Consider the following 21,206-nt stretch of genomic DNA (forward strand, 5'->3'; position numbering starts at 1 on the left):
CGGGCGAGATTCGCTCGGGCGTTTTTTTGTAAAAAATTCATGTTCAAAGGAGATCGCCCGTATGTTGGACGCCAATCTAAAAGCTCAGTTGAAGTCATACCTGGAGCGGGTCACGCAGCCGATCGAGATTGTTGCCTCTCTCGACGACGGTGCGAAATCCCGTGAAATGCATGACATGTTAAAAGAAATCGCCAGCCTTTCCAGCATGATCACCCTGCTGGACAACGGTAACGATGTGCGCAAGCCTTCGTTTTCGCTGAACCGCCCGGGCGGCGATATCAGCCTGCGTTTTGCAGGCATTCCGATGGGCCACGAATTTACTTCGCTGGTGTTGGCCTTGCTGCAAGTAGGCGGCCACCCATCGAAAGCCAGTGCCGAAGTAATTGAACAGATTCGCTCCCTTAAAGGCGAGTTCAACTTCGAGACCTATTTCTCGCTGTCCTGCCAGAACTGCCCTGACGTTGTGCAGGCGCTGAACCTGATGGCAGTGCTTAACCCGAACATTCACCATGTGGCGATTGACGGTGCCCTGTTCCAGGACGAAGTGACCGAGCGTCAAGTGATGGCGGTACCCAGCGTTTACCTTAACGGTGTCAACTTTGGTCAGGGCCGCATGGGCCTTGAAGAGATTCTGGGCAAGCTGGACACCAGTGCAATTGAGCGTCAGGCCGAAAAAATCAGCGCCAAGGATGCTTTTGACGTGCTGGTGATCGGCGGCGGCCCGGCCGGTGCTGCCGCGGCGATCTATGCTGCCCGCAAAGGCATCCGTACTGGTGTGGCTGCCGAGCGCTTCGGCGGTCAGGTGCTGGACACCATGGCCATCGAGAACTTTATCTCGGTTCAGGAAACTGAAGGGCCAAAGCTCGCCACTGCACTTGAGGAGCACGTCAAGCAATACGACGTCGATATCATGAACCTGCAGCGTGCCGACAAGCTGATTGCCAGCAAGGCAGGTGAGTTGCACGAGGTGAAGTTTGCCAGCGGCGCTTCGCTCAAGGCCAAGACCGTAATTCTGGCCACCGGTGCGCGCTGGCGTGAAATGAACGTGCCCGGCGAGCAGGAATACCGTAGCCGTGGCGTGGCTTACTGCCCGCACTGCGACGGTCCGCTGTTCAAGGGCAAGCGCGTCGCGGTAATCGGCGGCGGCAACTCTGGCGTCGAAGCAGCCATTGACCTGGCGGGTATTGTGGCGCATGTCACCCTGCTGGAGTTCGATTCCAAACTGCGTGCCGATGCCGTGTTGCAACGCAAGCTGCACAGTTTGCCTAACGTGAAGGTCATCACCAATGCACAGACCACCGAGGTCACCGGTGACGGCCAGAAAGTGAGCGGCCTGCGCTACAAGGATCGTCAGTCCGGTGAAGTTCATACGGTCGAACTGGAAGGGATCTTTGTACAGATCGGCCTGTTGCCAAACACTGACTGGCTCAAGGGTACTGTCGAGCTTTCGCCCCGCGGCGAGATCGTTGTCGATGCCCGCGGTGAAACCTCGATCCCCGGCATTTTTGCCGCCGGTGACGTGACCACCGTGCCATACAAGCAGATCGTGATTGCAGTGGGCGAGGGCGCCAAAGCCTCACTGAGTGCCTTTGATCACTTGATCCGTTCTTCAGCGCCGGAATAACCGGGCGCAAACAAAAAACCCCATGAGCAGTCATGGGGTTTTTTTTCGTCCGATTTTTACATCGGTTGTGGCTGGATGATTTCGACCCAGTAACCGTCCGGGTCCTTGACGAATGCCAGGGATTTCATGCGCCCATCGTTCAGGCGCTTCTGGAAGTCCACATTCAGAGCTTCAAAGCGCTCGCAGGCAGCACGAATATCCGGTACCGAAATGCAGATATGGCCAAAGCCGCGCGGGTCGGTGTTGCCGTTGTGGTAGACCACGCTGTCATCGGTTTCTGAACCGTGGTTATGGGTCAGCTCCAGGATGCCGGGGATGGACTTCATCCACAGTGTACGGGCTGCGTCGTCTGCCGGGATCTGCGCCTTGTCCACCAGGGCCAGAAAGTACAGGCTGAACTCGGCTTCAGGGAAGTCGCGCTTCTCAACCAGCGAGAAACCCAGGACGCGGGTATAGAAATCCAGGGATTTCTCGATGTTCTTGACGCGCAGCATGGTGTGGTTGAAAACGAAGTTGTGCGTAGCGCTATCCGGGGAAGCAGTGACGCCGGGAATGTTGTTCAGGTCTTGCAGGCTCATGAACCCTCCGAAAATAAGGCATAGGTGATCGGTCGCTACGTTGAGCGTGATGGGCGAATGATACGGAATGTGACGTCTGGCGCCAAACCCGTTTTCAGGGCGCAAGCGGTCTGCGGCAGGGAGGCAGTTGGGTTGCGGGGCAAATCACGGGCAAAAAGAAGCCCGCCGAAGCGGGCATGGGGCGCTAGTCCTTTAGCAGCCTCTATCCTGTGACCCGCGATGTGAAAAAATTGTGAAGCGCCGGCGTGTTCACGGTCTTTTGGACGCATGGATGTCACAACAGGATAATTCCTACTCGGTATTACTGTTTTAGCCGTAGTCAGTTGAGTGTTGGCGCACGGGCGGGGCAGTTATTGATGCAGGCATATTCAACGACGGAAGCGGGCAGTGCCTTTTCTGGCTGGCACCTTCATGTGGTGCATTAAACATCCGCCCAAGATTAAGCAAAGTTGAATCAAGTTGAACCTTTTAGTTAAACAGCTTTAAAAGTTGTGCGGATAAAAAAGCCCTGCACAGGCAGGGCTTAGAGTGTGCACGGGCTTTATGCACGAAGCCAGGTATCCACGGTGGCTGCGCCGTATTCTTCTTTCCAGGCTTTCAAACCGCGGTGGTTGCCGCCTTTGGTTTCTATCAGCTCGTCGGTGTGCGGATTCTGATAGACCTTAAGCACCCGCGCCTTGCGCTGCTTGGGCGCAGATGCCCCTTTTGACGCCGCAGGGTTGGGGTCAAGGATGGCGATGATGTCCCGAAGATTTTTACCGTAGGTTTTCATCAAGGCTTGAAGTTTTTCTTCGAACTCGATTTCTTTTTTAAGTCCGGCATCATTTTTCAAGGCTTCCAATTGAGCCAGCTGTTCTTGTAGCGCTTTTTCAGCAGCGCGAAACTCAGCAAGTCTAGACAAAGTCATTACTCCATTCACAGCTTCGGTGGTACGTGACCGAGGCGAATTAATGATGTTTGGTTTGGAATGCACAAGATTTACAGTGCGTGCGTCCAAGGGGGTTGCTCCTGGTCGGCACGCCTGTTGATGCAATCATTTAAAGTTCGTGTCGCGACAAAAAAATTGTAGTTGTTAATTCTTGTGCTGCCAAGTCCCGCGCGGGGCAGTTTGAAAAAAGTTTTTAAACTGCACGGCTGTTTATTATTAAGTGGTCGTTAACTGCGCCTGCAAAGCCCGGATAAAGTCGACCGGTTGCATTGGCCGGGCAAATAAATAGCCCTGCAAAAAATCAACCCCATGGTCGGCCAGGTACTGGCTTTGCTCTTGTGTTTCTACGCCTTCGGCGACAATGCCCAGGTCCAGCTTGGCGCTTAGTTCAATAATGCTCTCCAGAATATGCCCGGACAATGCATCGGCGCCGATCATGGCGACAAAGCTCTGATCGATTTTCAAGTAATCAACGTTGAACTCGCGCAAGTAACTCAAGCTGGAATGGCCGGTGCCAAAGTCATCAATGGCAATCATGACCCCCAGTGCGTGCAACTGGCTAAACAATTGATGGGTTGTGGTGCTCGGTACGATCAACTCGCGCTCGGTAAGTTCCAGTACAAGATTGATATGCCCTGGCGGGAACGCTTCGAGAAAGCGCCGGCAGTCCTCTACCAACTCCAGATTCTGGCAATGATGAGCGGTAATATTGAATGCCAGGTGAAACCCGCGCTCCATGCTATTGGCATGAGGGGCCAGCAAGAGTGCGGTTTGTTCCATCAGCGAGCGCGTCATCGGCACAATCAATCCCGAATGTTCTGCGAACGGGATAAACAGATCGGGACGAACCAGCCCTTCTTTAGGGTGTTGCCAGCGCATCAATACTTCGGCGCCGGCCCATTGTTTGGTGTCGCCCCTTACAACCGGCTGCAAGTAAGGAATAAATTCGGCAGCGTCCAGGGCTCGCTGCAGTTCATGGGTGGGGGAGGTGGCGCGTTTTTTGAGTTGATGAACTGTCGCCGCAGAAATAACCCCGAGGAACATAAATAAAGCCATCAAGCCCGGGTATTGCGAGGCGACATAGCGCCAGATTTCACCCTCATTAAACCCGGCGACTACGCGGTAGGGGTAATCAGTTGAAGGTACTGTTGCTTGAGCTACGGGCAGATGAGGTGACGGTGTGTTGCGCACCAGGCCATAGCGATCAATCCATACATTGCCAACTTCTATCAGTAATTGGGTTTTCTGATTGATCAGCCCTAAAACGTTAACCAGATGAAAACCGTACAGGCTGATCAGCACGCCGCGCTTTTCCTGGTTTTGCCGATAAACCAGGACGGGGTCATTGGGTGTCACCAGCGTGCCTGGCATCAGCCACAACACACCACCCGCATAGTTTTCGGGGGTTACGGCTTCTTTGAAATTGCCAAATAAAGAAGTGCAGTAAATCTGGTTGTCCCACACCAGGTTAACCGAACGCACGAAGGGTCGGCGCGTGACCTGATCGCGCAAGGCCAGTTCAACGTGCTCGCAGTCCTGGCCTGCCAGCGGCAAGACGACATCGGCAGCAAGCTTTGCATTGTCCAGCATCAAGTCAAACTGACGCACTGCCTCTTGGGCGGTTTGTGTGGTCTCCTGTTTGAGTGACCGGTTGGCCTGCCAGACAATGATCAGAACCCCCAGTACTACTGGCAACAAGCCGCTAAGTACAATCAGGGCGTAGCGATCAGTCCATTTTCGGCTCAGCTTCAGAGTGAGTGGCATGCAGGATCCTGGTAACGCGTGGGGATGGCTTGGGTGCAAACTGACAGAACAATAGTAAAGGCATGCGCCGCACACAGGGCAATTTCATATGGCGTAGGACAAATATGATTACGCCATGTAGAATCGGCTTACGCATACAAGAATAACGACTTCTGCGAGCAGAAGCCCTACCGCGTAAGAGATGGATCGAAATGAAGCGATTCGGGTTGCAATTGATCTACGGTGATTTTCTCGCGCGCAGTGTACGCGGGATCTCCTGTGCGCCTCCTGCCAGCATCCGCATTCTTAGCAAATAACCTCTGTTAATTCTAAAAATGACCATGATGAGGCGCCAAAAATGGCTGATCTATACGAAAACCCGATGGGCCTGATGGGCTTTGAATTCATCGAATTCGCGTCCCCTGTACCCAATACCCTTGAGCCTGTATTTGAAATCATGGGCTTCACCAAGGTAGCAACCCATCGCTCCAAGGACGTGCACTTGTATCGCCAGGGCGATATCAATCTGATCCTCAACAATGAGCCCCACAGTGTTGCGTCCTACTTCGCGGCGGAACACGGTCCTTCGGTTTGTGGCATGGCTTTTCGCGTGCGCAATGCGCAACAAGCCTACAACCGCGCGCTGGAACTTGGCGCACAACCAGTGCATATCCCTACAGGGCCAATGGAGCTGAACCTGCCAGCCATTAAAGGCATTGGCGGCGCGCCGCTGTATCTGATTGATCGTTACGGTGAAGGCAGTTCGATTTACGATATCGACTTTGTCTTTATCGAAGGTGTAGACCGCCACCCGGTAGGTGCCGGGCTCAAGATCATCGATCACCTGACCCATAACGTGTATCGCGGACGTATGGCTTACTGGGCCAACTTCTACGAGAAGCTGTTCAACTTCCGTGAAATTCGTTATTTCGACATCAAGGGCGAATACACCGGCCTCACTTCCAAGGCCATGACCGCTCCGGACGGCATGATCCGCATTCCCTTGAACGAAGAGTCGTCCAAGGGCGCAGGCCAGATCGAAGAATTCCTGATGCAGTTCAATGGCGAAGGCATTCAGCACGTGGCTTTCCTCAGCGATGACTTGATCAAGACCTGGGACGCCCTGAAAAAAATCGGCATGCGCTTTATGACGGCACCGCCTGAGACCTACTACGAAATGCTGGAAGGGCGTCTGCCGAATCACGGCGAGCCGGTTGAAGCCCTGCAATCGCGTGGCATATTGCTGGACGGTTCCTCTGACTCGGATGACAAGCGTCTGCTGCTGCAGATCTTCTCGGAAACCCTGATGGGGCCGGTGTTCTTTGAGTTTATTCAGCGTAAGGGTGATGACGGTTTTGGTGAGGGCAACTTTAAAGCGTTGTTCGAATCCATCGAGCGCGACCAGGTACGTCGTGGCGTATTGAGCGCTGACTAACAGAGCTGCTGACTAAAAGCCCCTCTCCCAAAGGGAGAGGGGCTTTGAACTGCCCGGTTAAAACAATCCCGCCGCAATATTGATCGAAAACCCCAGCACGGCCGTGTTGAACAAAAACCCCAGCAGTGAATGCCCCAGCACCGCCTTGCGCATTTCTCGGGTAGCGATACTCACATCAGCTGTTTGTACCGCAACACTGAGGGTGAAAGAGAAGTACATAAAGTCCCAGTAGTCCGGGTTCAGTTCCCCTTCAGGGAAGCGCAACGCCGGCTCAGTCCCTTCGTTGTTATAGAACAGTCTTGCGTAATGCAGGCTGAAAATCACCCCGATCATCAACCACGAACCCACCACCGTCAGCCCGGTAAAACCGTAATGCATCAGGCGATCGTCATCGCTGAGCTTGCTGCCTGACAGTTCAAGGGTAACGGCAGCCAGACTGGCAATCGAAGCTATGCATACGGTGATCAACACCATACTGGCGTTTTCATCTTCCACTTCGGCTGTACTTTTCACGTCACTGGCTTTGGAACGGATCACCAGCCAGAGCGTCATTGCCAGATACAGCCAGACACCGGCATTCCAGCCCAGCAGGAATTTGCTGGTCAGAGTGGAGGCTGGAGCAAAGATGCCTACTGCCACCCCGATCAGGGTGGCGACAGTAAGGCGAGGATGGGTGCGGGCAAGGTGCGGCATAAACAATCCCTGTTACCAGTTAATACAGCACCTTAGCACGCAGCGCGCTGGCTTAACGCTGACGAGGTTTACTTCTTGTCAGTTTCATTACAACAACGAAGAACACTGGCACAAATACCACTGCCAGGGTGGCGACGATCATGCCGCCAATCACCCCCGTACCGATGGCCTGCTGGCTGGCCGAGCTGGCCCCCGTGGCAATGGCCAGTGGCACTACACCGAGGATAAACGCCAGCGATGTCATGACAATCGGCCGTAGACGAAGGCGGGCGGCTTGCACGGTAGCGTCCACCAGATCATGGCCTTCGTCGTACAGCGTCTTGGCAAACTCGATGATCAAGATGGCGTTCTTCGCGGACAAACCAATAATCGTAATCAGGCCTACTTTGAAGAATACGTCATTGGGCATCCCGCGCAGCGTGACTGCCAGCACGGCGCCCAGGACGCCCAATGGCACTACGAGCAACACCGCAGTCGGTATCGACCAGCTCTCGTACAACGCTGCCAGGCACAGGAACACGATCAGCAGCGACAAGGCCAGCAGAACCGGTGCCTGCGCCCCGGAAACCTGCTCCTGCAAGGACAGGCCGGTCCATTCCAGCCCCAGACCTGCAGGCAACTGGTCGACCAGACGCTGCACTTCTACCATCGCCTCGCCGGTGCTGTGGCCGGCAGCCGACTCGCCGGAGATGCTAATCGCCGGGTAACCGTTGTAGCGGGTCAACTGCGATGGCCCCTGGATCCAGCGGGCCTCGACAAAGGCCGAGAGCGGTACCATCTTGCCCTGGTCGTTGCGCACATTGATTTTCAGCAAGTCTTCGACCTGGCTGCGCTGGTCGCCTTCAGCCTGCACCACGACCCGCTGCATGCGCCCCTGGTTCGGAAAGTCGTTGATATAGGCCGACCCTACGGCGGTAGACAGCACTGCGCCGATGTCTGCAAAGGAGATGCCCAGCGCATTGGCGCGCTTGCGATCGACCTCCAGCTGCACTTGCGGGCTCTCTGCCAGTGCTTCTTCGCGGACATTGGCCAGCACTGGGCTTTTTTCCGCCAGTGCCAGCAGTTCGCTGCGGGCTTGCATCAAGGCGTCATAACCGACCCCGCCGCGGTCTTGCAGGCGGAACTCAAAACCACTGGACGTACCCAGGCCGCTGACCGGGGGTGGCAAGATGGCAAAGGCAATCGCGTCCTTGATTTCACTGAAGGCAGCGTTGGCCCGATCGGCGATGGCAGACGCCGAGTCTTTGGCGCCGCGTTGCGACCAGTCCTTCAGGGTGGTGAAGGCCAGTGCCGCGTTTTGCCCGCTGCCCGAGAAGCTGAAACCCAGAATCATCGTGGTGTTGCCCACGCCGGTCTCGCTGGCGTTGTGGGCCTCGATCTGCTCGACCACGTTGATTGTGCGGTTCTGGCTGGCACCGGGTGGCAACTGGATATCGGTGATGATGTAACCCTGATCCTCGACCGGTAAAAAAGACGAGGGCAGGCGCGCAAAGCACAACACCAGAACCACCAGCAAAGCACCATATAGCAGCAGATAGCGGCCGCTGCGCTTGATCAGATGCACCACCCAGTTTTCATAACCTGCGCTCAGGTGCTCGAACTTGCGGTTGAACCAGCCAAAAAACCCGCCCTTGGCGTGATGCTCGCCCTTGGCGATCGGCTTGAGCAGGGTTGCGCACAGCGCCGGGGTCAATGACAGGGCCAGAAATGCCGAGAACAGAATCGAGGTCGCCATCGACAGCGAGAACTGCTGGTAAATAACCCCCACCGAGCCCGGCATGAATGCCATCGGAATAAACACGGCCACCAGCACCAGGGTGATGCCGACAATCGCGCCGCTGATCTGGGTCATCGCCTTGCGTGTGGCCTCGCGGGGCGACAACCCCTCGCTGACCATGATCCGCTCGACGTTCTCCACCACCACAATGGCATCGTCCACCAGAATGCCGATGGCCAGCACCATGCCGAACATGGTCAGGACGTTGATCGAGAATCCCAGTACCAGCATCGTGGCGAACGTGCCCATCAGCGCCACCGGCACCACCAGGGTCGGGATCAGGGTGTAGCGAATGTTCTGCAAGAACAGGTACATCACCAGAAACACCAGCACCATGGCTTCGACCAGGGTGTAGATGACCTTGGTAATCGAGACTTTGACAAAGGGCGTGGTGTCATAGGGGATGGTGTACTCGACACCGGCCGGGAAGTAGCGGCTGAGCTCGTCCATCTTGGCGCGAATCAGGTTGCCGGTATTCAGCGCGTTGGCTTCCGGGGCCAGCTTGACGCTGAAGGCGCTGGCCGACTTGCCGTTCAAGCGGGTGCCGTACTGGTATTCCTGGCTACCGATCTCAACCCGGGCCACATCGCTGACGCGCACGGTTGAACCGTCCGGGTTGGCGCGCAGGACAATATCGGCAAACTCTTGCGGGGTTGAGAGCTGACCCTTGACCAGTACCGTGGCGGTTATTTCCTGGGTAGAACGACCCGGCAAGTCGCCGATGCTGCCTGCCGATACCTGGGCGTTCTGGCTGGCAATGGCCTGGTTGACATCCGCTGGGGTCAGGTTGAAACCGATCAGCTTCTGCGGGTCGATCCAGATGCGCATGGCCCGCTCGGCACCATACAGCTGGGCCTTGCCGACGCCGTCGATACGCTTGACCTCGTTCATCACGTTGCGCGCCAGGTAGTCGCTTAGCGCGACCTCGTCCAGCGTGCTGGTGCTGTCGGCGGTCAGGGTCACCAGCATCAGAAAGCCCGAGGAGATCTTCTCCACCTGCAAGCCTTGCTGGATAACCGCCTGGGGCAGGCGTGATTCCACCGCTTTAAGGCGGTTCTGGACATCCACCTGGGCCATTTCCGGGTCAGTGCCGGGTTTGAACGTCGCGGTAATGCTGGCACTGCCCAGGCTGCTTTGGGATTCGAAATAGAGCAGGCCGTCGGTACCGTTGAGCTCCTGCTCGATCAGACTGACTACGCTTTCGTCCAGGGTTTGTGCCGAGGCGCCGGGGTAAATCGCGTACACCTCGACCTGCGGCGGTGCCACATCGGGGTATTTGGCGACGGGCAGCTGCGGGATGGCCAAAGCCCCCGCCAGCATAATGAACAACGCAACGACCCAGGCAAAGACCGGGCGGTCGATAAAGAACTGCGGCATGCTCACCGATCCGTGGAGTGTGCGAGAGGAAGTGTCGGGTCATCTATTTGTACTTGTTCGCCCGGGCGGGCGTGTTGCAGGCCTTCAGTGACAATCCGGTCACCGGCCTTAAGCCCGGACGTGACCGCCCAGCGATCATTCTGCGCGCCGCCCAGTTGTACCGGTTGCAGCTGCACGCGGTTGTCGGCATCGATCAGCAGCACCTGGGCGATGCCGGCGCTGTCGCGCAGGATTGCCCGTTGCGGCACGCTGATGCCTTCCTTGTTGACGGCCTGTTCCAGGCGTACCCGCACAAAGCTGCCGGGCAACAGGTCGTAGTCCGGGTTGGGGAACTCGCTGCGCAGAATGATCTGCCCGGTGCTCGGGTCCACGGTGACGTCGGTGAACAGCAGCTTGCCCGGCAACGGGTAGAGACTGCCATTGTCACGAATCAGGGTGGCCCTGGCCTGTTGCTTGCCAACTTGTTGCAATTCGCCAGCGCGGAAAGCTTCACGCAGGTTGTCCAGGTCGCGGGTGGACTGGGTGAGGTCGACATGGATCGGGTTCAGTTGCTGGATGCGCGCCATTGGCGTGACCTCGCCCTGGCCAACCAGTGCACCTTCGGTAACCAGCGCCCGGCCAATGCGCCCGGAAATCGGCGCGGTCACGGTGGCATAGCCCAGGTTCAGTTTTGCCCGCTGGACGGCGGCCTTGTTGGCAGCCACATCGGCGTTGGCCTGCTGGGCCGCTGCCCGTGCGTTGTCATGATCCTGGCGGCTGATGGCATTGATGCCGATCAGCTCGGCATAACGCTGGTCCTGCAGTTTTGCCTGCAGGGCCACTGCCTCGGATTTGCGCAATGCTGCCTGAGCGCTGTCCAGATCGGCCTGAAACGGTGCAGGATCGATCAAAAACAGCACGTCGCCCTGTTTGACTTCACTGCCTTCGATGTACACGCGCTTGAGCACCACGCCTGCAACACGGGCACTGACTTGCGCCACGCGCGGGGCGACCACGCGCCCGCTCAATTCGTTATTGACCGACAGCGGCGCCGTAGCGATGACTTCGCTGCGCACTTTGGCCAAAGGAGGTCGGGTTTCAGCGACCGGACTTTTGTCACAGGCACTGATGGCCAGGGCCAGGGCCGTGAGAAATAGAGGGGCGAAGAGCTTTTTCAACGATCGTGCCTTCTGAAATATGCGGGATGTTTCTGTTTGGCATGCTAAGCGCAGCACGCAAGGGGCGTTGTGAAGCTATGTAGAGGGAGTGTGAAAAAGTGTGAAGGTTATGCGGCTATCCCTGCCAGGTTGTATATCCTTCGGGTTTCCCCCGGTTGTAAGCAGTTATTATGCCCACTATTTTGCTGGTCGAAGACGATGCCGCACTTTCGGAGCTGATTGCCAGCTATCTGGAGCGCAATGGCTATCAAGTCAGCGTGATTGCCCGAGGTGATCAAGTCTGTGACAGGGCGAGAAGCAACCCGCCTGACCTGGTCATTCTTGACCTGATGTTGCCAGGCCTTGATGGCCTGCAAGTCTGCCGTTTGCTCCGTACCGAGTCAGCAAGCCTGCCGATCCTGATGTTGACAGCCCGCGACGATAGCCATGATCAGGTGCTGGGGCTAGAGATGGGGGCCGACGATTATGTGACAAAACCTTGCGAGCCACGGGTGTTGTTGGCCCGGGTACGCACTCTTTTGCGTCGCAGCAGCCTGGCCGAGCCGCAAGTAGCCAGTGACCGTATCGTTATCGGCAACCTGTGCATCGACCTGTCGGAACGCACCGTCAGTTGGCGCGGGCAGATGATCGAATTGTCCAGCGGCGAGTACAACCTGCTGGTGGTGCTGGCCCGGCATGCCGGCGAAGTGCTGAGCCGTGACCAGATTCTGCAGCGTCTGCGTGGCATTGAGTTCAACGGTACTGATCGCTCGGTCGATGTGGCCATTTCCAAGCTGCGGCGAAAGTTCGATGACTGCGCCGGCGAAGCGCGCAAGATCAAGACCGTATGGGGCAAGGGCTACCTGTTCAGTCGCTCGGAATGGGAATGCTGAATCCATGCTCAAGATTCTGATACGCCTGTATCTGGTGACCATCGTGACGTTTGCCACGGCCAGTTACCTGATCCCCGGGGTGATCGTGTCGCTGTTTCATGAGCGCTTCATGAACTACAACATCGACATGTCGCGGGGCATGCAGGCCTTGCTGGTCAAACAGTTCCATCATCTGCCCCCTGAGCAATGGCCTGAACTCGCCCGAGAAATCGACACGCAGTTCCAACCGATACGGGTCAATCTGCTGCCCATTAGCGATGCCAAGTTCACTGCCGGGGAACAACAGCAGTTGAAGCAGGGGCAGGGCGTCTTGCGCATTGGCGAGTGGGGCTGGCGTACGCTGGTGGTTTCACCGCTGGACGATCAGGTTGCAATTGAATGGGTCATGCCGCCTGACCCCTTTGACATGAATGTGCTGTATTGGAGCATCAACGTACTGATCGGTGCCGCCATGCTCGGTGGCTTGCTGCTTTGGCTGCGACCGCACTGGCGCGACCTGGAGCGGCTCAAACTGACCGCGGCACGTATCGGTCAGGGGCAACTCAGCGAGCGTACGCAGATCTCCCAACGTTCCAATATTCACGGCCTGGCCACGGTGTTCGACGCCATGGCGCAGGATGTCGAGCACCTGCTCAACCAGCAGCGGGACCTGCTCAATGCGGTATCCCACGAGTTGCGTACGCCATTGACGCGCCTGGACTTCGGCCTGGCCCTGGTTTTGTGCGACGACTTGCCCCGGGCTAGCCGTGAGCGCCTGCAAGTGCTGGTGGGGCATATTCGCGAACTGGATGGGCTGGTGCTTGAGCTGCTGTCATTCAGCCGCCTGCAAAACCCGGCTTTGATGCCGGAAAGGGTAGAGGTCTCGCTGGACGAGTTTATCGACAGCATCCTCGGCAGTTTCGATGAGGAGCTCGAAGCGCCCGAAATCGTGCTGGATGTGTTGTTACACGGTGCTCAAGAGCGTTTTGCCCTTGATCCGCACCTGACTGCCCGGGCGCTGCAAAACCTGTTGCGCAATGCCATGCGTTATTGCGACCGACGAATTCAGGTGGGTGTAAGCGTCACTGCGCAAGGCTGTGAGATGTGGGTAGATGACGATGGCATCGGCATTCCCGAACAGGAACGCGAGCGAATTTTTGAGCCGTTCTACCGCCTGGATCGCAGTCGCGACCGGGCAACCGGGGGCTTCGGCCTGGGCCTGGCGATCAGTCGTCGCGCCCTGCAAGCGCAGGGCGGGACGCTGAATGTCGAACAATCGCCTCTGGGCGGCGCCCGCTTCAAGCTCTGGTTGCCGGCCTGAAGAAGGAGACTGCGACCTAGATGGAACGTCGCTGGCGACTCACATGCTTCAAGCCTTCAATAATCAGCACGACCACCGCGAGCCAGATAGGGCCATAGGTCAGCCATTGACCCTCTTCCAGGCTATCGCCCAGCAACAGGGCGACAGCGACCAGCAGCACCGGCTCGACATAGCTGAGCAAGCCAAACAAGCTGAAGGGCAGCAGGCGGCTGGCCAGGATGTACGAGAAGCCGGCCGCAGCACTGATAATGCCCATCAGCGGCACCAGCGCATACAGTGCCTGGCGTTGCTCGCCAAGGTCGATATGCGGCCCTGCCAGCACAAACCACAGGGACGCCGGAACCATTAGCAACATGTCCAGCCAGAGGCCACCCAGGTTGTCGATGCCGATCTTCTTGCGCAGCACGAAGTACATCGGGTAGCCGATGGCCACCACCAGGGTCGTCCAGGAGAAGCCGCCGGTGCGATACAGCTCATTGGCCACACCGACCACGGCCAGGGCCGTGGCGATTTTCTGCAGGTGCGACAGGTGCTCGCCGTACACAATGCGGCCGGTGAGGATCATCGTCAGGGGCAACAGGAAGTAACCCAGCGACACATCCAGACCGTGTCCATTGAGCGGCCCCCACATAAACATCCACAGCTGTAGACCGACCAGGAAACTGGTAAGCAGCACGCAAGGAATCAGTAGAGGTTTATCGCGTAAGCGTTTGAAAATTATAGGAACCCATTTCCAGTCGCCAGAGAGGCAGATAAACAGGGTCATGAAGGGCAGCGAGATCAGTATTCGCCAGCCGAAGATTTCCTGGCCATCGAGGGGCCAGAGAAGGGAAGTGAACCAGTACAGAACGCCAAACAGACAGGAAGCCAAAATCGATAGAACAATGCCTTTAGACACAACAACCTCAATGGATCTACAACGTTACTCGTGTGAGTGGGCGCATAGCTTGAGGCTGTTGGCGGTCATTGGCAAACGCCTTTTAAACCAGTTACTTGGGAGTAATTCTTGTTGGTGATGTTTAACTTTGAAAATCGCAAGCAATTACTGGGCCAAAGTCGTTTAAAACGTGCGTTCGTGTTTTGAAAAAAACTGATTAACGGTGGGCTGTTACGGTGCAAAAGGGCAGATTGTGGGAGCGAGCCTGCTCGCGAAGCAGGCAACGCGAGCATTGCAGGAAATCGCAGTGATGCCTTCGCGAGCAGGCTCGCTCCCACTGTTTACACAGACCGGCGCTGGCGTACCAGATGCTTGAAGCCTTCAAAAATCAACACCAGCACGGCCAGCCAGATCGGCAGGTAGGTCAGCCATTGCCCGGCGCTGATGCTTTCACCCAGCAGTAACGCTACCAGCACCAGCAATACCGGTTCGACATAACTGAGCAGGCCAAACAGGCTGAATGCGAGCATGCGGCTGGCGAGGATATAGCTGATCAGGGCCAGGGCACTGATGCCTCCCAGAACCGGAATCAGCGCGTACAGTGCCGGGCGATGGCTGGCCACATCAAAGCCCTGTTCGCCGCTTTGCACAAACCACCAGGCCACCGGCATCAACAGCAACATGTCGACCCACAGGCCGCCGAGGTTGTCGGTGCCTGAGCGCTTGCGCAGCACGAAGTACAAGGGGTACCCGATGGCCACCACCAATGTGGTCCAGGAGAACCCACCCACTCGATACACCTCGTTGGCAACCCCCAGGGTTGCCAGCGCAGCCGCGATTTTTTGCAGATGGGACAACTGCTCGCCATACACCAGGCGCCCGGTGAGCAGCATGGTCAGCGGCAACAGGAAGTAACCCAGCGAAACGTCCAGGCTGTGGCCGTTGAGCGGTGCCCACAGAAACAACCAGAGTTGCACGCCCACCAGGGCACTGGACGCCAACAGCACGGCAAGGAATTTCGGTTGTTGGCGCAGCCGCGAGAAAATCACCGGCACTAGCCGCCAATCACCGGAAAAACACATGAACAGGGTCATGCAGGGCAGGGTCAGGAGCATCCGCCAGCCGAAGATCTCGGCGCCGCTCAAGGGCCAGAGCAGGGATGTGAAGTAATACATGACACCGAACAGGCTCGATGCCAGAACAGACAGAACAATACCTTTGGACACAACAGCCTCGTTGAAACACGCATTTTGATTATTAGAAGTGCGTAGCTTGAGGCTCTGCGAGCTGCAGGGCAAATGCTTGATTGATTGTGGGCGCCAGATAATCAGTGGGAGCTGGTTTGCCTGCGATGCAGACGCCGCGGTCTGTCTGTCAGACCGCGGTGTTGCCATCGCGGGCAAGCCCGGCTCCCACAGGTTGTGCTTGATTATGCGTTTTTGATTCCACGGGTCATGCGCAGTGCCAGCAGGCTGCCACCCACAATGACCGCTGCCAGCAAGTACAGCGCCACGTCAGTGGAACCGGTGGCGTCTTTGACAAAACCCACCAGATACGGGCTGAGGAAACCGGCCATTTGCCCCATTGAGTTGATCAGTGCCAGGCCGCCTGCGGCCGCCCCTGCGCTGAGCATCGCCGTCGGTACCGGCCAGAACATCGGCAAACCGGTCAGTGCACCCATGGTGGCAATGGTCAGGCCCAGAATCGCTATGGCCGGCTGGGTGGCGAAATTCACCGCAATCACCAGCCCCAGCGCACCCATCAGCATCGGCACCACCAGGTGCCAGCGCCGCTCTTTGTGCAGGTCTGCCGAGCGCCCGACCAGCAGCATAAATACCGCTGCCAGCAGGTAGGGAATGGCGCTGATCCAGCCAATCACCAGGGTGTCGCTGAAACCCAGGTTCTTGATGATCGACGGCAGCCAGAAGTTGATCGCGTACACGCCACTCTGGATGCAGAAGTAAATCAGGCCAAAGGCCCAGATGGCCGGGTTTTTGAACACTGCCAGCAGCGAATCGGTGGAAGAGGCCGGCTTGCTGTCCGCGTCCAGGCGATGGTCGGCTTCCAGTACCGCCCGCTCGTGGGCACCCAGCCATTTGGCGTTGGCAAAACTGTCACTGAGCAGGTAGATCGCCAGGCCGCCCAGCAACACTGTAGGCACGCCTTGCAGCAGGAACATCCACTGCCAGCCGGCAAGGCCGCCCTGGCCTGCAGCGAAGTGGCTGAGGATCCAGCCGGAGAACGGCCCACCGATCAAGCCCGAAACAGGAATGGCACACATGAACAGCGCCATGATCCGGCCACGACGAAACGTCGGGAACCACTGCGACAGATACAGCACCACGCCCGGGAAAAAGCCCGCTTCAGCCGCGCCGGTCAGCAGGCGCAGGGTATAGAAGCCAGTAGGCGTGGTGACAAACATCAGGCAGGTCGACAGTGTGCCCCAACTGATCATCATCACTGCAATCCAGCGCCTGGGGCCGAATCGGGTCAGGGCCAGATTGCTCGGTACGCCACACAAGACGTAGCCGATAAAGAAGATCCCGGCACCCAGGCCGTAGACCGTTTCGCTGAACTTGAGGGCGTCAAGCATCTGTAATTTGGCAAAGCCAACGTTTACCCGGTCGAGGTAATTGAACAGATAGCAGATAAAAATAAACGGAATCAAGCGCAGGGTGATGCGTTTGTAGATGGCGTTTTTATCGTCATCGCTGATCAGCGATGCGGTGGCGCTCTGTGACATCTTATGTCTCTCTTTATTATGTTTTTTCACGATCCAGGGGTAACGTTGACCGCAGCTTGAGTCTCGGTCACCACAACGCTGCTGTCTTTGTGCTGTCGCACAGCATTTCGCCAAGCGCTCTGTGCCCGTGAACAAATGTACCCAAGGATAGTCACCCCATGTTTGAACTGGACCACGATTTGGCGCAGGACATCGTTGACCGTGCGATGGCCATTTTGCCTTACAACGTAAACGTTATGGACAGCCAGGGCCTGATCCTGGGCAGTGGCGAGCCCGAGCGTATCAATACCCGGCACGAAGGGGCGCAATTGGTGCTGGCCAATGGACGGGTGGTGGAAATCGACGCACAAACGGCCAAATGCCTTAAGGGCGTGCAGCCGGGTATCAACTTGCCACTGCTGCTCGACCAGCGACTGATCGGGGTGCTGGGCCTGACTGGCGAGCCCGAACTGCTGCGTACCTATGCCGAACTGGTGCGCATGACCGCTGAAATGCTGGTGGGCCAGCGCTTTCAGCAGGCCGAGCAACAATGGCGACGCCAGCGTTGTGATGACTTGGTGGCTTTGCTGCTCAGCGAGGGCGGTGACTCCCCGCGCCTGATTGATGAGGCCCAGCAGCTGGGGCTCAAGCCGCAGCTGTCTCGCATCCCCTATCTGTTCGAGCTGGGTAAGGGACAAAGTGCCGAGGCTTTGAGTGCCTGGTTGCAATCACGCTACCCGGACAGCTGGTGTGTGTGCCCGGCAACCGGGTCCCTGCTGTGGTGCCGCCCTGCAACCGCTGCACTGGATGATCTGCGTTTGCTGGAGAGGCTCGACGGCCAGGGCTGGCAGGTATTGCGCATTGCTGCGGGCGGGCAGGCCGATGCGCTCAAGGGGTTGCGCCGCTGTTACCGCCGGGTGGGGGACTTGCTGGCCTATGGCCGTGATGTGCTGCCGCACACCCGGTTGTTAACCCTTGATCGCTATCGCTTGCCGGTAATGCTGTGGCGCCATCGCAATGATGATGCATTGGAAGAACTGCTCGGCCCGCTGCACAAAGTAGTGGCCAAGGACGCCAATGGCCAATTGATTACCACACTGCGCAGTTGGTGCGAGCACGACGGCCAGAGCCAGGCCTGCGCCGATGCGCTGGGGATTCATCGCAACAGCCTGCGTTATCGGATGGAGCGCATCGCGGAATTGAGCGGCGTCGACCCCTTGAGCCTCAATGGCATGCTGGCCCTTTATCTGGGGGTGCAGTTACTGCCCCAGAGCTGAGCATTGTCCAAATGAACAACAAAGCCCGTGATTGCTTGTGCGCCCGACTGGCGTGTTTTCGCCCCGTTGCTGGCAGCATGGAAGGCATAAGAACTGGAGATGCGCCCCATGAAAATCGTGATTGCCCCCGACTCGTTCAAAGACAGTCTGAGTGCCGAAAAAGTCGCCGATGCGATCGCTGCCGGTCTGGCTGATGTCATGCCCCACGCGCAGTTGATCAAATGCCCGATGGCCGATGGTGGTGAAGGCACAGTCGAGGCGATCGTCGCCGCCGGTAATGGCCAGTTGCGCCGCAATCATGTGCAAGGCCCTCTGGGCGCGCCGATCGAGGCCCATTGGGGCTGGCTGCCGGACAGCCACACAGCCATCATCGAAATGGCCGAAGCCAGCGGCCTGCAACTGCTCAAGCCGGAGCAGCGCAATGCCTGCATCACCAGCACCTTCGGTACTGGCGAACTGATCAAGGCTGCCCTGGACGCCGGTGCCCGCAGGGTGATCCTGGCTATCGGCGGCAGTGCAACCAACGACGCCGGGGCAGGCGCGTTGCAGGCCCTGGGTCTGGGCTTGTTCGATGCCCAGGGCAATCACCTGCCGCGTGGCGGCCTGGCGCTGGCCCATGTGGCGCGTATCGAACTGTCAGACCTGGACCCGCGCCTGGCCGAAGTACGCTTTGAAATTGCCGCCGACGTCAACAACCCGCTGTGTGGCGAACACGGTGCTTCGGCAATCTTCGGCCCGCAAAAAGGCGCATCCGCCGAACAGGTGCGCTTGCTGGATCAGGCGCTGGGGCACTTTGCCGATCACTGTGCAAACGTGCTGCCCAAGGATGTGCGACACGAGCCGGGCTCGGGCGCTGCCGGCGGGCTGGGGTTTGCTGCCAAGGCGTTCTTCGGCGCGCAGTTTCGCGCCGGGGTTGAAGTAGTGGCCGAGCTTGTAGGGTTGGCAGAAGCGGTGAAGGGCGCAGACCTGGTGATCACCGGTGAAGGCCGTTTCGATGCCCAGACCCTGCGCGGCAAAACCCCCTTTGGCGTGGCGAGCATCGCCCGCGCTGAAGGGGTCCCGGTGGTGGTATTGGCCGGCACGTTGGGCGAGGGGTATCAGGCGCTGTATGAGCACGGCATCAACGCGGCATTTGCAATTGCCAGCGGCCCGATGACCCTGCAGGACGCCTGCGCCCGGGCAGCACCATTGCTCACCGACCGGGCGCGGGATATTGCGCGGTTGCTGATCCTGGCCCGGGGTTAAATCCCCCCCTGTGGCAGCGAGCTTGCTCGCGAAAGCATCGCTGTGGTTTGCCAGATCGACCGCGTCGTTTGCATCGCAGGCAAGCCAGCTCCCGCATTGAGGCTACACATCACAGAATCGTGTAAGCTTTGCGGCTCTTCGCATTCGACCCTTAGCGAGCCCTATGCCGTCGCTCTTCAAACGCTCCTTGCTGCCTAAACTGCGCAGCTTTCCGTTGTCCGCCGATGCGCTGAGCATCTTGCCCAGCCCTGCGGATTTTCGCCGCTGCCTGCTGGAGCAGATTGCAGGTGCACGCCATCGCATCACGCTGGTGGCCTTGTACCTGCAACAGGACGAAGCCGGGCAGGAGATCCTCGATGCCCTGCACGCCGCCAAGGCCGCGCGCCCCGAGCTGGAAATTGCCGTGGTGGTTGACTGGCTGCGCGCCCAGCGCGGGTTGATCGGTGCAGGCAAACAGCCCGGCAACGCGGCCTGGTATCAGGCACAAACCGCAGCCCACGACACCCATGTGCCGATTTATGGCGTGCCGGTGCAGACCCGCGAACTGTTCGGGGTGCTGCATCTCAAGGGCTTTATCGTGGATGACTGCGTGATCTACAGCGGTGCAAGCCTGAACAACGTGTACCTGCACAAGCTCGACAAGTATCGATTCGACCGTTACCACCTGCTGCACAACAAACCGCTGGCTGACAGCATGCAGCACTTTGTCCAGCATGATCTGATCGAGAGCAAGGCCGTGCATCGCCTCGACCTGCCCACATTGCCTACCACTCGCAGCCTGCGCAGCGCTATCGGGGATTTTCGCAGCCACCTGAAAAAAGCCAGCTACGATACCAGCGCCGGGACTGTCGGCCACTTTGGCCTGTCGGTCAGCCCGCTACTGGGGGTGGGTAAAAACAATCAGCTGAGCCGGGTTATTTGTGAACTGATCGCCAGCAGCCAGCAACAGCTGACCATCTGCACCCCGTACTTCAACCTGCCATTGCCGGTGACTCGTGAAATCAACCGGGCTCTGGAACGTGGAGTGCGGATTGATATCGTGGTGGGCGACAAGACCGCCAACGACTTCTATATCCCGCCGAGCGAACCGTTTCGGGTTATCGCAGCGCTGCCGTATCTGTATGAGCTGAGCCTGCGCCGCTTCGCCAAGAGCCATCAGCGCATGATCGACAACGGTCTGTTGAACCTGCATCTGTGGCGCGAAGGTGACAACACCTACCACCTTAAAGGCATGTGGGTGGATGACCGCTACACCTTGCTGACCGGCAATAACCTCAATCCTCGGGCATTCCGCCTGGATCTGGAAAACGGCCTGTTGATCGACGATCCGCGCCGTGAGTTGCTGGAGCCGCGCAGCAAGGAGCTGGAGGCTATCTTTGCCCATACGCAACGTATCGACAACTTCAAGGACCTGGAAACCCTGGCTGATTATCCGCCAGCGGTGGCCAAGTTCCTGCGTCGCGTAAGCCGGGTACGGATCGAACGCCTGCTCTACCGAATTCTCTGAATACCTGTGGGAGCGGGCTTGCTCGCGATAGAAGCGGCGCGGTGTACCTGTCACGGCGCGTCGATGCAATCGCGAGCAAGCCCGCTCCCACAGG

The 21,206-nt window shown here is 58.0% G+C and carries 16 protein-coding genes; 7 read left to right on the top strand and 9 right to left on the bottom strand.

The window, feature by feature from the left end; translation table 11 throughout:
* The first annotated feature begins 61 nt into the window (after positions 1-61).
* The gene (ahpF, locus tag QN377_RS00150) at positions 62-1,624 is read left to right on the top strand and encodes an alkyl hydroperoxide reductase subunit F (protein ID WP_322212904.1); all 1,563 of its coding nucleotides are present in this window, start codon (positions 62-64) and stop codon (positions 1,622-1,624) included.
* Between the two features lie 56 nt (positions 1,625-1,680).
* On the opposite strand, the gene gloA is transcribed toward ahpF, so the two are convergent.
* From gloA to QN377_RS00165, 3 genes are all read right to left on the bottom strand, one after another.
* On the bottom strand, positions 1,681-2,202 hold the full coding sequence (gene gloA / locus QN377_RS00155) for a lactoylglutathione lyase (protein ID WP_095019190.1): 522 nt from the start codon (positions 2,200-2,202) through the stop codon (positions 1,681-1,683).
* Positions 2,203-2,743: 541 nt separating this feature from the next.
* Entirely contained in the window at positions 2,744-3,103 is a 360-nt protein-coding gene (locus QN377_RS00160) for a histone-like nucleoid-structuring protein, MvaT/MvaU family (protein ID WP_322214119.1), read from the bottom strand.
* A 243-nt stretch (positions 3,104-3,346) separates the two neighbouring features.
* Entirely contained in the window at positions 3,347-4,894 is a 1,548-nt protein-coding gene (locus QN377_RS00165; protein ID WP_138737997.1) for an EAL domain-containing protein, read from the bottom strand.
* 337 nt (positions 4,895-5,231) lie between these two features.
* On the opposite strand from QN377_RS00165, the gene hppD reads away from it, so the two are divergent.
* Positions 5,232-6,308, top strand: coding sequence for a 4-hydroxyphenylpyruvate dioxygenase (hppD, locus tag QN377_RS00170; protein WP_095000264.1), 1,077 nt, complete (start codon positions 5,232-5,234; stop codon positions 6,306-6,308).
* Between the two features lie 57 nt (positions 6,309-6,365).
* Here hppD and QN377_RS00175 read toward each other — a convergent pair whose 3' ends face one another.
* From QN377_RS00175 to QN377_RS00185, 3 genes are read right to left on the bottom strand one after another with little or no spacing between them, the layout of a single operon-like run.
* The gene (locus tag QN377_RS00175; protein WP_095000263.1) at positions 6,366-7,001 is read right to left on the bottom strand and encodes a DUF1345 domain-containing protein; all 636 of its coding nucleotides are present in this window, start codon (positions 6,999-7,001) and stop codon (positions 6,366-6,368) included.
* Positions 7,002-7,053: 52 nt separating this feature from the next.
* Positions 7,054-10,155: an efflux RND transporter permease subunit gene (locus QN377_RS00180; RefSeq protein ID WP_095000262.1), complete on the bottom strand. Its 3,102-nt coding sequence runs from the start codon at positions 10,153-10,155 to the stop codon at positions 7,054-7,056.
* A 2-nt stretch (positions 10,156-10,157) separates the two neighbouring features.
* A complete protein-coding gene (locus QN377_RS00185; protein WP_095000261.1) occupies positions 10,158-11,312 on the bottom strand; it encodes an efflux RND transporter periplasmic adaptor subunit in 1,155 nt (384 codons plus the stop codon).
* 170 nt (positions 11,313-11,482) lie between these two features.
* On the opposite strand from QN377_RS00185, the gene QN377_RS00190 reads away from it, so the two are divergent.
* Both QN377_RS00190 and QN377_RS00195 read left to right on the top strand, forming a co-directional pair.
* Positions 11,483-12,184: a response regulator transcription factor gene (locus tag QN377_RS00190; protein WP_095000260.1), complete on the top strand. Its 702-nt coding sequence runs from the start codon at positions 11,483-11,485 to the stop codon at positions 12,182-12,184.
* Positions 12,185-12,188: 4 nt separating this feature from the next.
* Positions 12,189-13,484 carry an ATP-binding protein gene (locus tag QN377_RS00195; RefSeq protein WP_095000259.1) on the top strand — a complete coding sequence of 432 codons (1,296 nt, stop codon included), beginning with the start codon at positions 12,189-12,191 and terminating at the stop codon, positions 13,482-13,484.
* A gap of 16 nt (positions 13,485-13,500) precedes the next feature.
* Here the strand turns inward: QN377_RS00195 and rarD (QN377_RS00200) are convergent, their stop codons facing one another.
* From rarD (QN377_RS00200) to QN377_RS00210, 3 genes are all read right to left on the bottom strand, one after another.
* Positions 13,501-14,382 (bottom strand): EamA family transporter RarD, encoded by an 882-nt coding sequence (rarD, locus tag QN377_RS00200; RefSeq protein ID WP_095019186.1) that lies wholly within the window; start codon positions 14,380-14,382, stop codon positions 13,501-13,503.
* Between the two features lie 320 nt (positions 14,383-14,702).
* Complete coding sequence (gene rarD / locus QN377_RS00205) at positions 14,703-15,587, bottom strand: EamA family transporter RarD (protein ID WP_095000257.1); 885 nt, start codon at positions 15,585-15,587, stop codon at positions 14,703-14,705.
* A 203-nt stretch (positions 15,588-15,790) separates the two neighbouring features.
* Positions 15,791-17,104, bottom strand: coding sequence for an MFS transporter (locus QN377_RS00210; RefSeq protein WP_095000256.1), 1,314 nt, complete (start codon positions 17,102-17,104; stop codon positions 15,791-15,793).
* A 158-nt stretch (positions 17,105-17,262) separates the two neighbouring features.
* Here QN377_RS00210 and QN377_RS00215 point away from each other — a divergent pair, with 158 nt between their 5' ends.
* From QN377_RS00215 to pssA, 3 genes are all read left to right on the top strand, one after another.
* A complete protein-coding gene (locus tag QN377_RS00215; RefSeq protein WP_095000255.1) occupies positions 17,263-18,360 on the top strand; it encodes a sugar diacid recognition domain-containing protein in 1,098 nt (365 codons plus the stop codon).
* Positions 18,361-18,468: 108 nt separating this feature from the next.
* The gene (locus QN377_RS00220; protein WP_095019185.1) at positions 18,469-19,605 is read left to right on the top strand and encodes a glycerate kinase; all 1,137 of its coding nucleotides are present in this window, start codon (positions 18,469-18,471) and stop codon (positions 19,603-19,605) included.
* A 163-nt stretch (positions 19,606-19,768) separates the two neighbouring features.
* The gene (gene pssA / locus QN377_RS00225) at positions 19,769-21,112 is read left to right on the top strand and encodes a CDP-diacylglycerol--serine O-phosphatidyltransferase (protein ID WP_095019184.1); all 1,344 of its coding nucleotides are present in this window, start codon (positions 19,769-19,771) and stop codon (positions 21,110-21,112) included.
* Positions 21,113-21,206 lie beyond the last annotated feature (94 nt).

Source organism: Pseudomonas sp. CCC4.1 (genome assembly GCF_035019225.1).
Lineage (GTDB): Bacteria > Pseudomonadota > Gammaproteobacteria > Pseudomonadales > Pseudomonadaceae > Aquipseudomonas > Aquipseudomonas bubulae.